Source organism: Staphylococcus pasteuri, from assembly GCF_030547725.1.
Lineage (GTDB): Bacteria > Bacillota > Bacilli > Staphylococcales > Staphylococcaceae > Staphylococcus > Staphylococcus pasteuri.
Window position 1 is genome coordinate 94,666 of the sequence record NZ_JAUOQO010000004.1, and the last position, 13,724, is coordinate 108,389.

At 29.0% G+C, this 13,724-nt stretch carries 15 protein-coding genes and 1 pseudogene; 4 read left to right on the forward strand and 12 right to left on the reverse strand.

Annotated elements, in window-relative coordinates; genetic code table 11:
• The first annotated feature begins 12 nt into the window (after positions 1-12).
• Positions 13-384, forward strand: coding sequence for a DoxX family protein (locus Q4528_RS05465; RefSeq protein WP_029056662.1), 372 nt, complete (start codon positions 13-15; stop codon positions 382-384).
• Positions 385-436: 52 nt separating this feature from the next.
• Complete coding sequence (locus Q4528_RS05470; RefSeq protein WP_029056661.1) at positions 437-1,402, forward strand: amidohydrolase family protein; 966 nt, start codon at positions 437-439, stop codon at positions 1,400-1,402.
• Positions 1,403-1,605: 203 nt separating this feature from the next.
• On the opposite strand, the gene Q4528_RS05475 is transcribed toward Q4528_RS05470, so the two are convergent.
• Positions 1,606-2,487, reverse strand: a complete 882-nt coding sequence (locus tag Q4528_RS05475) for a LysR family transcriptional regulator (RefSeq protein WP_046467293.1) — start codon at positions 2,485-2,487, stop codon at positions 1,606-1,608.
• Between the two features lie 108 nt (positions 2,488-2,595).
• On the opposite strand from Q4528_RS05475, the gene Q4528_RS05480 reads away from it, so the two are divergent.
• On the forward strand, positions 2,596-3,165 hold the full coding sequence (locus Q4528_RS05480) for a LysE family translocator (protein ID WP_029056659.1): 570 nt from the start codon (positions 2,596-2,598) through the stop codon (positions 3,163-3,165).
• 257 nt (positions 3,166-3,422) lie between these two features.
• Here the strand turns inward: Q4528_RS05480 and Q4528_RS05485 are convergent, their stop codons facing one another.
• The 7 genes from Q4528_RS05485 to Q4528_RS05515 form a co-directional block, all read right to left on the reverse strand.
• A complete protein-coding gene (locus Q4528_RS05485) occupies positions 3,423-3,632 on the reverse strand; it encodes a hypothetical protein (RefSeq protein WP_141768797.1) in 210 nt (69 codons plus the stop codon).
• 6 nt (positions 3,633-3,638) lie between these two features.
• The gene (locus Q4528_RS05490) at positions 3,639-3,887 is read right to left on the reverse strand and encodes a hypothetical protein (RefSeq protein WP_029056657.1); all 249 of its coding nucleotides are present in this window, start codon (positions 3,885-3,887) and stop codon (positions 3,639-3,641) included.
• Between the two features lie 167 nt (positions 3,888-4,054).
• On the reverse strand, positions 4,055-4,783 hold the full coding sequence (locus Q4528_RS05495) for a hypothetical protein (protein WP_029056656.1): 729 nt from the start codon (positions 4,781-4,783) through the stop codon (positions 4,055-4,057).
• A gap of 330 nt (positions 4,784-5,113) precedes the next feature.
• Positions 5,114-5,611 (reverse strand): immunodominant staphylococcal antigen IsaB family protein, encoded by a 498-nt coding sequence (gene isaB, locus Q4528_RS05500; protein WP_052728890.1) that lies wholly within the window; start codon positions 5,609-5,611, stop codon positions 5,114-5,116.
• Between the two features lie 301 nt (positions 5,612-5,912).
• The gene (locus Q4528_RS05505; protein WP_046467294.1) at positions 5,913-6,716 is read right to left on the reverse strand and encodes a Cof-type HAD-IIB family hydrolase; all 804 of its coding nucleotides are present in this window, start codon (positions 6,714-6,716) and stop codon (positions 5,913-5,915) included.
• A 283-nt stretch (positions 6,717-6,999) separates the two neighbouring features.
• Positions 7,000-7,578 carry a Fic/DOC family protein gene (locus Q4528_RS05510; protein ID WP_052728891.1) on the reverse strand — a complete coding sequence of 193 codons (579 nt, stop codon included), beginning with the start codon at positions 7,576-7,578 and terminating at the stop codon, positions 7,000-7,002.
• Positions 7,579-7,737 (reverse strand): hypothetical protein, encoded by a 159-nt coding sequence (locus Q4528_RS05515; protein ID WP_017638051.1) that lies wholly within the window; start codon positions 7,735-7,737, stop codon positions 7,579-7,581. It abuts the gene before it with no gap.
• A gap of 200 nt (positions 7,738-7,937) precedes the next feature.
• Between Q4528_RS05515 and Q4528_RS05520 the strand changes: the two are divergent.
• Positions 7,938-8,207: pseudogene (locus Q4528_RS05520) on the forward strand (type II toxin-antitoxin system PemK/MazF family toxin); the annotation flags it as partial.
• Between the two features lie 145 nt (positions 8,208-8,352).
• Here Q4528_RS05520 and Q4528_RS05525 read toward each other — a convergent pair.
• The 4 genes from Q4528_RS05525 to rlmH all read right to left on the reverse strand — a co-directional run bounded on the left by Q4528_RS05525 (position 8,353) and on the right by rlmH (position 13,652).
• On the reverse strand, positions 8,353-9,852 hold the full coding sequence (locus Q4528_RS05525; RefSeq protein ID WP_046467295.1) for an NAD-dependent epimerase/dehydratase family protein: 1,500 nt from the start codon (positions 9,850-9,852) through the stop codon (positions 8,353-8,355).
• Positions 9,853-10,142: 290 nt separating this feature from the next.
• Entirely contained in the window at positions 10,143-11,306 is a 1,164-nt protein-coding gene (locus tag Q4528_RS05530) for a hypothetical protein (RefSeq protein WP_046467296.1), read from the reverse strand.
• 29 nt (positions 11,307-11,335) lie between these two features.
• Positions 11,336-13,126, reverse strand: a complete 1,791-nt coding sequence (locus Q4528_RS05535; protein WP_303520805.1) for a DUF4209 domain-containing protein — start codon at positions 13,124-13,126, stop codon at positions 11,336-11,338.
• Between the two features lie 46 nt (positions 13,127-13,172).
• The gene (gene rlmH, locus Q4528_RS05540) at positions 13,173-13,652 is read right to left on the reverse strand and encodes a 23S rRNA (pseudouridine(1915)-N(3))-methyltransferase RlmH (RefSeq protein ID WP_002466394.1); all 480 of its coding nucleotides are present in this window, start codon (positions 13,650-13,652) and stop codon (positions 13,173-13,175) included.
• Positions 13,653-13,724: the final 72 nt, after the last annotated feature.

A 13,724-nucleotide genomic window follows, 5' to 3' on the forward strand; every position in this document is an offset into this window, starting at 1 on the left:
GGGGATTTTTAAATGTTATTAAGACATGTTATTAACGCATATGTAGGTAGTGAAATTTTTAAAAGTAGTCTACCAAAAGTAAAAAACAGTGATGAAATGGCTCAACAATTCGAACAAGGCTTTGGTTTATCACGTAGATCTATGAGATTAGCAGGCGCTTTCGAAATGATTGGATCACTTCTTTTATTTACTTCTATTTTCGGTAAATTAGGTAAGAAATTAGTAGCTGTTGGTACGATTATGATTAACATTGTTATGGGTACAGCAATTTATAACCACTACAAAGCTGGTCATGGTCATAAAGGCGCTCAAGCTGCTTCTAAATTTTTCTTCTTAAATGTATTAAGTTTACTGGAAGTGTTAAGCTTAACTCGTAATAAATAAGTTATTGGCAAAAATTGGATTATGAATAACAATTTTTAATGGAGGGGAAAGTATGACTGAAACAAAAGCGATTGATACACACGCACATTTATGGAATGAAGATTATTTAGATAAACTTGGTAAATTAGGCAGTCAAGGTACTGAGGTAGCTAAAGGTATTAATCAATCTGCCTCTAAAGAAGATTTAGACAAACGTTTCAAAATGATGGACGATGCAGGCGTAGACTTACAAATTATTTCTGCAACGCCACAATCTCCACAATGGGGTACTAAAGAAGAAGCTCATCAAAGTGCTCAAGAAATCAACGACTTATATGAAGGGTTAGTTCAACAATATCCAGATCGTTTCTTAGCATATGGTGCCGTCTCTCTTCCTTATGTCGATCAAGCTATTGAAGAGGCACAAGCACTACTTAAAAAGGACGAATTTGTGGGCATTGCTATTCCAACTATCGTGAAAGATAAGGTTTCTGTAGCTGACAAACAATTTGAACCTTTCTTTGCAGCAATGAATGAGTTAAATGCTACGATTTATATTCATCCAACAGGTTGCGGTGCTCAAAGTCCGTTAGTCAATGACTATCAATTAGAATGGGTTATTGGCGCACCATTAGAGTCTACATTCATTACCTTACAATTGATTAAAAATGAAATTCCACAGAAATATCCAAATATTAAATTCCATATTTCACATTTAGGTGGCGCATTACCATTCTTCATGACTCGTATTAAAGATAATTATGAAGACTGGAATGCCTTTAATATTGATCCTTATGAAGTGTTAAATCGTCAATTTTGGTACGATACAGCTAACTTCCATGAACCTTCATTGATTAGCTCTATTGAAACATTTGGTAAAGATAAATTTATGATGGGGTCAGACTTCCCTTACTTCCAAGATGAGAAATATACTCGCGGCGTAGACTATATTAAAAATAGTGATATCGACCCTGATACTATTGATGGTATTTTAAGAGGTAATGCCATTGAATTTTATCAAATAGATAATCATTCTTAAGGCATTGCTTGAAGATTTAATCGTAACTATAAGCGTCAATTTTTAATCAATAAAATGATAAAGAAAATCCCTTTTGATTGGTCGTCCATAATTTTATGAGACTACTTTCAAAAGGGGTTTTTATTTTACTTTAGTGCTTGATTGGGGGATGATGAATGTAACTTTTTATGGAGAATTTTGTTTGCTTTGAAAATGGAATTTTTTTATTTACTGCTGAAAAAATTTGTTACCTCGTCAATTATCAGGTGATTAATATCTTTGTTCCATGGATATGATTTAGTGAGTATATATGAACCTAACTTTTCTACAGAAAATGGTGTCTCAATTACTTTAAGTAGTCCCGATTCAATCTCTTTTTTTACAGTACGATAAGGTAAAAATGAAAAACCTATATTATCTAATAACAACGATTTGATAACACCTATACTCCATAATTCAGTTATTTTTATAATATCTAGTTGCTGACTTTGTATGATTTGTTCAAACATATTTCGATATACAGACCCTTTTTCATTAATTACAAAATGATTGTATTGTCGGTGCTGTAACAATTCATCAAAGTGATCTGGTGCTTCTTGATGTGCCACGATAACAATGTCTTCCTCACAAATTAAAGTAGAATTCAATTTATGATGATTTACACCATCATTCAATACAAAGGCAATATCTACTTCGTCCTCAAGTAACTTCTCTTGATTCATACTGCAACTATTATTTTGAAGATTAATATCTATATTGGGATAATCGTGAATCATGTTTTTAATGACTTCACTCAATCCTGTAATCATTAATGATTCTGGTGCAGCTATTCTGACTTTTCGAACGGTGTTATTATGTGATGATATTTGTTTGATTTGTTGTTCTGCATCATAAATTTGATTAATCATCGGTAAGATTTCTTTAAGAAACGGTGTAGGACGTAGTTGTTTATGCCGATAATCAAATAGCTTTTGATTCAAGGTTTTCTCTAGAAGTTGTACTTGCTGAGTCACATTTGATTGTGTGTAATTAAGCCTGCGGGCAGTCTTGGTATAACTACCTGTTTCGATTAATGTTTTAATTATTTTTACTTGTCGCAATTCCATCGTCAATTCACCCTTATATATTAGTAGAATTAATTTCAATATTATTATCATTAATTTCACTTATATTAATATCCTTACTAAAATAACATAGAAAGGTAGGCGAACAGCGTGTTATCGTTTTTAATCTATGTCTTTGTTACTTCTATTACACCAGGTCCAAGTAATTTATTTATGATGAATGCTACAAGAATATATGGTTTACGTGGTGGTAAGTCTTTCATAACAGGTATTCTTACAGGATTTGCCTTTTTAGGGTTAGCTTCTTATATTGTCATCCTTTTATTTAGTAAATGGATTGTTTATATTGAAACACCTCTTAAATATTTAGGATTTGCTTACTTGATTTATCTATCCTTTAAAATATTAACTTCAACTAAAAGTAAAGCACCTTCTAAAGCCTATCAAAGCTTTAAAAGCGGTTTTGTACTTCAAGTCCTTAATATGAAATCACTATTATTTTTTATCACTTTAATGGGCGCATTTATTATCCCTTCAGTTACTGGTTCAATGTGGATTCTAATTTATTTGATTATTAGCGTCTTGATTGGTTGGGCTTGTCTTTTAGTTTGGGCATTTGCGGGTAGTATGCTTAATGAATGGCTAAATCAACATCAAACTGCCTTTAATATTGTTATGTCTTTATTACTTTTATATTCAGCTATTTCTATATTTATTTAGAAAAAAATGATAGCTTTGGTTAATTAAATACATCTCTTCAACAATTTGAACAATCTATTCATAAATATATAAATTTTGATAATAACATAAGATGTAAAGCAAAATTAAAAGGCTTATATCCTTAAAATTACAGGAAATAAACCTTTGAAATCGAATATTAAGTTATTAAGTACAACTTTGGGGATACAGTAAATCATATCGCTAACTAGAGGATCTTATTTATCATTACACAATCTCAAATCGCTTTATTTACTTGACTAAGTCCCTTCTTCTTTATGTCTTAGCGTAACCACTTTTACTATTAGTATTACCGTAGCTGTCATTGCTAATAGTATATAAGATATTCCCCCTAAATCTTTTAATAGTCTGCTTCCATTTACATAATTCACGCCGCCTTCATCCATGAATATCTTGGTACTACGATCAATGACAAGTAGTAATCCATACATAAACGTTATGGACGTCACTATGCACTACATGACGATTTGAAGGACAAACACTGGCTCATCAATAGTTTTCTTTCTCTTGTAAAAAGGTAAAAATACCAAAGCATAAGGAAGTAAAAGTAGTATAAAAACTAAGCCAAATGACAATAATATATACCAAAAAAATGGACCAGAAAATAAATAATATATTGCTATTTGTGATACTCCAATGGTTATAAGTACCACAAATACAAACACTAATACTTTTTGTAGCTTACCATTTAACTTATTATCCATTTTATAGTATCTATCTAATTGCTTTGACTTTTTTAAAATTAAGTGACTTGTGCCAAAAACAATTAAACAAAACAAACCTATTATTAAGAAAAATAATATAAAGAAGATAACGAAGACACCCACCTTATTTTTTAGCCAACATCAGTCTTACTGTGACTAACTATATTTTAAGATCCTTGTTTAACAGTATTGCGCTTATCTAAAGTGGTATATGTAATGCAAGCTTGTATATATAAAGCTAACCATAATTCATCAGGGTATTTACCATCATTGTTATTCACATTAATTTGGTTTTGTTCCCCACGCTTTTTCGTCTTTTTACTCTTTTTATAATCTAGCCCTGTTCGTTCAGCGGATAAAATAACATTGTTATGTTCATCTTTAATGACAGTAGAATGGAATCGATCAGGATTTTCAAAATGATATCTTTCCTTGTCTTTATTGACAAAACTATACGGAAATAGACGTTTGAAGCCGCCTTCTTTAAACATTTTATCTTTTTTAAATGTGCCTATTTCATTACCATCTAACAGTACTCTATACAAAGCATAATTAGTTATCCCCTCAATACGTTCAATAATCACTGAATGATCATCAGATCTGACTTGTGTCCCATGCAATGGTTTTATACCAAACATACTTCTCATCTTTTGACTATTATCTTTGTAATATGGAATATGACATAAATTCTTTTTACCATAAATAGGGATATATTGATTATCTAAAATCATACCTGGTGATTGATAAAAATATTTTCCGTCACCATATCCACTATGATCAATCGTTTTCAATTTATCTTCGCTATAAGTCTTTTGAGATTTCTTTCTAATTAAATTAATAATTAAAAAAACTAAACCTAAAACAATGATTAATCCAATTAATGATGATCCGTTCATACTATGCTCCTTAAATTTTGACTTTAAAAATAATCACTTAAATTATACGTCTATTTAAATAATATTATAAACACAAAAATATAGAAACTTTAATATTTATTTAATTTTAATCAATATTAAAAGATTGTGAGGATCACTAATATAATTATTGTAAGCATGAAGTTTTAGAATTTGCGTAAAAAAATAGATTAAACAACTAAGTGTTGATTAATCTTTTTATTTTGAGGCATTGGTTATCGTTTTGTTTCACCTCGAAGTTTATTAAATTTTAGTTCACAAAAAAGTAGATACTGTGCGCAAAACACATAGTACCTACTTTTATTTTTTAAATTATGCGTTATATTTTCCAATCATGACTTTTTCGATATATTTGCCATTATAATTAAAGCTAATTTGTTGTCCATTCACATTATAGATAAGACCGTTGTGTGTTTTATCTTCTTTTAATTTATATCCAGCATATGCTTTTTTAACATCAGATACTTTTAATGATTTATTAGTAACGGAGAATGAAGCAGAAACTGGTTTTTTATTAATGTATTCGAACTGTTGATCATATTTCTTTTTATATGTTAGTGAACTACCACTTTTAAATGTTTGTGCTTTTGCGTCTACTTTAATATTGTTCATTGTTACATTATTATGTTTCAATGCATTAATAAACGTCTTTTCAGTCACAAATTTTGCGTTGTAACCTGCATTCCCATTGTAAGTGTAATGAGGTGTAGTTGCTGCATGTGTTACTGGAGTTGCTACACCAGCAACACTAACCGTTGCACCTGTTAAAACAATACCTGCTGAAAGAATCACTTTACCCATTTTATTCATAATTTTTCCACATCCCTATTGAAATTGGTTATTGCTCTTTTATATTACGAAATTATTACAAATATTACAATAAGTTTTCACAATATTTTTTATATTTATTTTTTGTTGTTTCATCACTTTACATATTTTTGTTAAGAACAAAAAATTAAGCTTTTTTAGTTAATGGAAATGTGTAAATAATAGGTTCTAAAAAGTGATTAAATATTGAGAGAGCATTTTTGAAGTTTTTCTTTATTGGATAAAAAGCAAGCTAAGATACGTAATGGGCTAATGTACCTTAACTTGATTTGTATAGCAGTTTTTAATTCTCGTAGTTCTCAAGCAATGTATTTAATGTTTCTATGACGCCGTCTCTATCATTATTAATAGAAATTAAATTAGCTTTATCTTTTAGTTCAGTATAGGCGTTATCCATTGCAACTTTGTATCGTGCATTTTCAAATAAAGGAATATCGTTTAGTCCATCTCCAAATACAATTGTTTCTTCACTGCTAATATTTAGTAGATTTTGAAGAAAGCGAATGGTTTTCCCTTTATCAACCTCTTTATGTGTGATGTCTATCCATTGCTTTTCTGAAGCAACAATATATAAATCATCATTGTATTTTTCTAAACCTTTAACATGTTCAAAACACTGACCTTGTGTATCGAAAATAGTAATTTTTAAAATATCTTTATCAATCTTATTTAAATCATCTAAAAATGTTACTTTCTCATATGACCCTAAAACCTTATCTCGTTCTTTCTGAGAAATAGTATCTTCTACATAAGCCATGCCCTCTGTACAAACAATAATAACTAGTTGGTCATCAGTATGTTTAATGGTCTTAATCAATTCAAGGCCCAGTTGATTACTGAACGTCTTGGCGTAAATATTCATATCATTGATTTTAATTCGAGAAGCACTATCCCCGATGATAAATAAATCATTAGTTAAATCTCCAACAATCGCATCCACACGCTCATTTTGCTTACCAGTACAAAAAGCGAAACGAATCCCCTTATCCTTCAATTGAAGCGATAAGTTTTGAAACTTTTCACGATTAAAACTACCTTCCGAATTCAAAAACGTCCCATCCATATCTGTAACTACTAATTTAAACATTTTAATCCCTCATTTGTGTTTTTAGTAAAAATTGTTTACTGGTTTAGTTTTATAAATGATATAATTTCTAAACTAAAGTATGAATTGAAAAATCACTATAAGTAACTGATTTGTGTTCACTTTGTTTAAAAAAGTAACATTAAGAATTGTGGATAAAATAGAGCATCTGTCATTTTGCTGTGATGGAAGCTTTAATTTGTAACCAACAACGTGACTACTAACTTGAAACATATGTATTATTTGAAACGAAACTATTACATGCCTAACTATATACCTATAAAGATTATTTTAATGTAAACAGTGTATCTTCAAATATTTTAATTAACGCTTCTTCATTCCAAATTGATTTTTTCATTGCATCTATATAATTTTCTCGATCTAATAAATCAGTACGCCATTCATATCCTTTTAGCTTAGCTATTTCTCTAACTATTAACCTTATTGTTCTTCCGTTACCTTCACGAAAAGGATGTATCATATTCAACTCTATTTTATAATAAGCAAGTTTCTCTGCTGCAACCTTTATATCGGACCACTCATCTTCTAATTTAAATTCTTCGATGAGTTTATTTAAATTTGTATTAATATACTGTGGTTCACAAAACCGCGTATTTTCTTTCATAAGGCTTACATCTCTAATCTCACCAGCAAAACTGTATATTCTTTCGAATAGTTTTTTATGTAATAACTTGATTGAACTTACAGATAATGGAAACAAAAAGTCGTATCCCTCTTCTTGCATTAAACCTTCAACAATATAAAAAGCAACTTTCTCAAGTTGCTCTAATTCATCTATTGTTTGGGCACCTAGCAAGTTCGAATTTATAAGATATTCGTCCTGAAAAGTTGCTTTATATTTCATTTATTTAAAAGCGATTTTACGAATCACTTCATTCGTAATTTCCTTTTTATTATTAATAACATCAAGAATTTGTTTTTGTTGTTCCTTAGTTACATCCATGCCTTCAAGTGAAAGATTTTTAGCGATTTGTTTGTTAACTTTTGAATCAATTGTAATCATATTATCGCCTCCTGATGGTAATATTATACCATAGTCTCTTTTAACTTATCGATACTCAATATTTGTAATAAGTCTAATGTTTTCTTATAAGATTAGTAACTTTTAGCTTCACTTATGATACGCCTCTGTGTCTCTCTTAGCGATACGGTGGAGGTAATTTTTTATTGAGTTTCTGTTGAACGATATCCAATACTCTTTAGATACACACATGCCTAGTCATAAACAATCAAATGAGCATTGAAGGTACTGATTTCGTTTGGGTATTACCAATTACAAATCGAGAAGTAAGATTCCCAACTGACATTGAAGTCAAAACTAAAAAAGGGATAGTTACAGGTGTCATAGATACTATTCAAATACGCTCACTAAATCTCAATGTTCATTATCATAACTATAGAGATGAATTACAAGACAACTTAAAACATAATGTACTACAAGCGGTACAGACGTATTTAAAACCTACTTTATAAATAAAAGTAATTTAGATTTGGCTATAATATAATGCACCCCAAAAGTTAGATTTTTGTCCGACTTTTGGGGCGCTTATTATTATAATTTTTTGTTTGATTTAATTATTTCATTTAGTTTTATAGTCTATTTCCACTTCTTTAGCCACTACAATTCAGCATTAGATATGTTGTTTTTTCTAGCTAGATACTTCTTCACTCCATATAAATTTAAGGCAACAGCACCAACGATAACAACAGGTAAAATAACTTTTTTCATATTCACAGCTCCATTTTTCTTGTTTTTCTCAGTTTCTAACTTCAATTTAAAAATGTTCATTACACTTTTATGCACTTTCGCTTGGGTATACTTATAGACCCACCATGGTAATGTTGGTCTATATTCTTGTAAGGCAATAATACATTCATCACTATTAGGCAACCTTCTAAACTCTAATCTCGCATTACCACCATCTACATCTAAAGCAAAATCCCCACCAACAATTCGATATAAAATTCTCTCATTATCAGAAGCTTTAAAGTCTTTTCTTAATAATAATAATTTCTTATTTAAGCATGGGACAGTAATCGTAAAGTTATCTTCGTCAAAATCACTATTAACGACATTTAATGTAATTTTATTTAAGAAATTGGCATATACTTCTGCTAATTGAATCATATTCATATCTTGAGGTAAGACTACCCTCGATATTGCTCTAACGTCTTTAATATCAGTCTTACGTGATGACTTCGATTTTTTTGGTGTATGCGTTTCTTCTTCTAAAGCAATACGCACACTTTCTTTATAATGCGTCTTACCTATAGAAATACCTTCCACTACATGGTCACTTTCTCGAACCATATCATGAATTAAGCTATCCATTAACGGATAGACCATCTCTTTTGGTACTCCAGAAATAAGTTTCACCCAATATTTACTTAGCCAAATAGGAATAATAGGTAAATCCATAGTAGGTAAACGTTTATCTAGTACCTCTGCGGTTTGGTTGAAAAGGTCTTTATAAGTCATGTGACTAGGACCACCAATATCTATTGATTCATTCTCATTTGGCGTACGTTCTACTATTTTATATAAGCCGTCAATAACATCATCTATTGCGACTGGCAATGTTGTATTGTAAGCCCATTTTGGCAATAACAGACCGGGTAATCTTTCTACTAATTTTTTTAAAATAGGATAAGAACTTCCTTTAGAACCTATAATTAATCCAGCTCTTAACGTACTTACTGGTACACCATATGATCCTAAAATTCGTTCACATTCTAAACGACTTCTCAAATGTGGGGATAATTCATTGGTATCTGGTATCAAACCGCTCATAAATACAATATGTTGAACTTTGTTATAACTCGCAGCTTTAGCAAAGTTGTCAGCTAACAATGCATCCATGTCTTCAAAGCTTGCCTGTGTCAATTTGGCTGAAGGCATCATAGAATGGACAAGATAGATTGCGATATCAATATCTTCCATTACCTCAGTTATTTCATTTAAATCAAATAAATCAGCAGCTTTCCAAGTAACATTGTGTTCATCCGATTTATTCTCTATATTTCTAGAAATAGCTATAATTTCATAGTTTTCTTTTAATTTATTCATTAAATGACTACCGATATATCCCGAAGCGCCCGTTAATAGAATTTTTTTCATATATTTAGCCTCCAAATAGAAAAAGATGAGCAGGCAAACATTACCTCAGCTCATCTTTAGATTAACAAGCTCACTTGCTTGTTATCATAATGGACAAGAACTTCATGTCTCTTACTTAACGTTGTACCCTTCTTAAAACTTTTTAAGCTTTTATTAGGAGGAATTATGGTTTGGGTATAAGTAATTTAAGTATTATTTGTGGTACGCTTCTCCCTGTCAGTGATATTACTAAAGTAAAAACCATTATAATAATTTATTAATTATCTTCTCTATAATCAACTCTAATAATTCTATTTTGAAATAATTTCGTTAATATATTTTTCATACATCTCTATATTTTCTTGTATATTGTAATTTGCTTTCCTAAGATTAGAAAGTCGAATATCTCTATCTTTTTCTAACAATTCTTGTATTTTAGAAGCTTTATCTTTTGATAATTTTTTAAATATATTATTTTCTCTATATACATATAATTTTCCTTCATGTGCTAGCATCCTGCTTATTGAATAGTTATTTATCACATTACTCAAACCTTTATCTGCTGTAAAAATTGAATGCAAAAAAATTTCTTTGCTATTGGTATTTCTTAGAGCAATTTGGTCTTCTGATGTTCTAATATGAAATAAATCCCAAGCTATACCTTTTAATTTACTTAATAAATTTTTACTATTCAAATTGGTAGATTTAAATATATTATTTTTACCATTATTTATGTAATCAAAAATAACACTTAACTCTAACTCTGAATAAGCTAATTTATTTTCAGTTTCTTTAATAAAATTTTGAATCAAGTAAACAATTTTATTTTCTGCTGATCTTTTACTACTATTTTTTATGAAAAATGCCATTAAAACTAATAGATAAATTGCTTGAAATTGAAGTAAATTAGAGTCTTGTATATTCATCATATGATAGTATCTATCATCTGTGTCTAAAATAACTTCTGAATCATTAAAATATCTTGAAAAATTACGATTTTCAAAATCAAATTCGCTTATCCTATCAAATATAGAAAATGATAGTAATGTCTCATATGATTTCACTTTATTTATTCTATGAATATTATTTCCATTTTCTAATAGATAAGGAACACAACTCACCTGTTGTTTGCTCCTTTTTACCTTACTTAATATATTAAAAAAATCCTCCTCATATTCATTATCAATAATTAGATTTCTTAAATAGCTCATTACATTACTATCAAAATCAATACATTGACCAACTTTAATTAATTCATTGCCATTTATAATATCATTATCAATAATTACTAAATTATCATAGTTTGCTATTTCAACTATATAATACATATCACTATTAGTTAAAATTTTAGATATTTTTCTTACTTTCATTTTTTCATTAATATCAAACAAACGTGATCCAACCAATAATTCTTGATTTTTAGCATATTCGATTAATGGCTGTTTTGTACTTAATAATAGTTCCTCTAAATTCAAAATATATCACCTAAACTTCATTTCATATATTATTCATTTTTCTCTATATCATACCTAGTTAATACCAAAAATAAGTAAATAACCAAAATGCAATTTTGATAGTTTAAATTTGAGAACTCAATTAATCCATGAGCTATCTCATTACGTAAATTCAATCTTGATTGTTCAACCATTACAAATTGAATTAACTTATGAATATCATCTCCAAAAGCTAATTTAATATCATCTCTAAGTAAAAATTCATTGAATGTTACTTCTTGTTGCGTATTTTTTTTCCTAATAGATGTAGTTGAATAGCCAGCTTTAGAAAACATTCTTCTAACTGTAGATTCAAATTGAGGAACTAAAATATGCAAAGCGCTCATATAATCATTTTCTAAAAATCGAGATATTCCCTGTTCAATAAAAGGAACATTTTTATTATCTAGTAGTTCCCATCTATTAAATTTTTGCATGAAATCTTCAGTAGAAATTTCAAATTCTAAGATTAATTTATCAAAAATAGCTTTAAGAAGTAAGTTAACATTAATATTTAAATGGTACATGTAATTACTATTTAAATTGAATGTTTTATTATCTTCTTTTGTAGTAGTTTCCTCTATTTTTTTTCCATCATTCAATAAACTTTTTGAAATTAAATCATGTAAAGGAAACTCTTTACTTAATTTATCAGACTGTTCTTCAACTACCGTGATTTTAGGTATTAAGTAATTACTGCATGCTATTTTATCTAACGAATTTTGTATATCTGATGAAGTAAAATGTTCAACAAATTTATCAATTTCATCTTTTGAAAATTCTATTTGAGTACTTATTTGACTCATTTCATTACTTTTTTCCCATTCTTCATATGTACTTCTTATTAAAATTTTCATCTCATCAAATTTCTCTTTTTCTCCTATATTCTTATAATGTTCCATCGCTAACTCTAAAAATCTTGCTTTTACTAATAAACTTTTATTTTCTCTACCTTGTTGATATTCTGCTTCTAATTCATAGCTTTCTCCAATTTCTTTTTGCAACTCACTCATTCTTTCTGAAGAAATTAAACTGGATTTTCTGTATTGTATAAGTTCTTCACAAAACATTCTATGTTGGTGATAATTTTTATCTTCAAAACAGTTATTAATAGCATTTTCTAAAACATCTATAATTTTATTTGAATGATCTTCTAAAATCATTTTTTTGTACTTAGATTTTAAAATTTCTCTTATAAGTTTCGAAAGTTCATATAACCAACCATACTCATTATTATCATCAAATTCACTAATTTTTAGATAAATTAATTCGACAGCTTTTTCGAGTTTTTCCCTATTTTCCATTAGAAGAGATACTTCAACTAATCTAGATAATACTGAGATATAACTAAATCCTTCTCTAAAATTTGAAATAAGCTTCACTAGGCATGATAGTAAATATTGTGAAATCTCATATTTATTTTTAGCTGTTTTCTTATCACCATATTCAAATAAGAAATCGGAATATCTTGCTTTTAAAAATATATTGTTTGTCTCATTTAACCTTTGCTCATAATATTTAATTTGTTTATCAGTAAATTTTTGAGTATCTGGCCACTCGCTACCATCAGTAAGACTAATTAATGCTGAAAATCTTCTTTCCTTTTTATTTTTTGATAAAATAGGATTTCTCTCACATAAAGAGAAAATTTCAATCTCATATTGTGCCAATTTCGCTTCATTTTTTAGATTTTCTTTTTCAGCCCAATCTCTAATTTTTATAAAGCCTTCTTTAAATTCTGTATAATATTTAGTAGTCTCAATTAACTCCAAATCTTTTACTTTTTCTTTAAATTTTTCCATAAATCACCTTATTGAATTTAAAATATATTAATAGTTACAGCAATTTTTATTTATGATACGCTTCGCCTCGCATAATCTTGAATGCTCTATACACTTGTTCAATCAACACAACGCGCATCATTTGGTGTGGGAAGGTCATTTTGCTGAATGAGAGTGCATAGTTACTGCGTTGTAATACGTCCTGATGTAGTCCGTTTGATCCACCTATCACAAAGACAAAGTCGCTTTGACCCTGTGTCATGCGTTGATTAAGTTCTTTAGCTAGACCTTCTGAAGACAACATTTTTCCTTCAATTTCTAATGTAATGACCGTTGCTTGTGGTTTAATCTTAGCTAGTAAACGTTGTCCTTCTTTTTCTTTTACTTGTTCAATTTCTTTATCGCTCATATTTTCAGGTGCTTTTTCATCTGGTACTTCTATTATTTCAATTTTAGTGTATGCACCTAATCGTTTTTCATATTCTGCAATTGCTTGTTTCCAGTATTTCTCTTTTAGTTTTCCAACTGAAAGAATTGTGATTTTCATATTATCCTCCACTTATACTTATTAGAGTTATCCACAAGTTATCAACTTGTTCACAGTATTCCCTCTTATTGT

What these genes read in the sequence shown, in the direction of transcription:
- Q4528_RS05490 (WP_029056657.1), bottom strand. Translation starts at nt 3,887, where the DNA reads ATGGATAATAAGTTAAATGGTAAGCTACAAAAAGTATTAGTGTTTGTA.
- Q4528_RS05505 (WP_046467294.1), bottom strand. Translation starts at nt 6,716, where the DNA reads ATGTTTAAATTAGTAGTTACAGATATGGATGGGACGTTTTTGAATTCG.
- Q4528_RS05475 (WP_046467293.1), bottom strand. Translation starts at nt 2,487, where the DNA reads ATGGAATTGCGACAAGTAAAAATAATTAAAACATTAATCGAAACAGGT.
- Q4528_RS05525 (WP_046467295.1), bottom strand. Translation starts at nt 9,852, where the DNA reads ATGAAAAAAATTCTATTAACGGGCGCTTCGGGATATATCGGTAGTCAT.
- Q4528_RS05510 (WP_052728891.1), bottom strand. Translation starts at nt 7,578, where the DNA reads ATGAAATATAAAGCAACTTTTCAGGACGAATATCTTATAAATTCGAAC.
- Q4528_RS05515 (WP_017638051.1), bottom strand. Translation starts at nt 7,737, where the DNA reads ATGATTACAATTGATTCAAAAGTTAACAAACAAATCGCTAAAAATCTT.
- Q4528_RS05535 (WP_303520805.1), bottom strand. Translation starts at nt 13,126, where the DNA reads ATGGAAAAATTTAAAGAAAAAGTAAAAGATTTGGAGTTAATTGAGACT.
- Q4528_RS05495 (WP_029056656.1), bottom strand. Translation starts at nt 4,783, where the DNA reads ATGAACGGATCATCATTAATTGGATTAATCATTGTTTTAGGTTTAGTT.
- isaB (WP_052728890.1), bottom strand. Translation starts at nt 5,611, where the DNA reads ATGAATAAAATGGGTAAAGTGATTCTTTCAGCAGGTATTGTTTTAACA.
- Q4528_RS05470 (WP_029056661.1), top strand. Translation starts at nt 437, where the DNA reads ATGACTGAAACAAAAGCGATTGATACACACGCACATTTATGGAATGAA.
- Q4528_RS05465 (WP_029056662.1), top strand. Translation starts at nt 13, where the DNA reads ATGTTATTAAGACATGTTATTAACGCATATGTAGGTAGTGAAATTTTT.
- rlmH (WP_002466394.1), bottom strand. Translation starts at nt 13,652, where the DNA reads ATGAAAATCACAATTCTTTCAGTTGGAAAACTAAAAGAGAAATACTGG.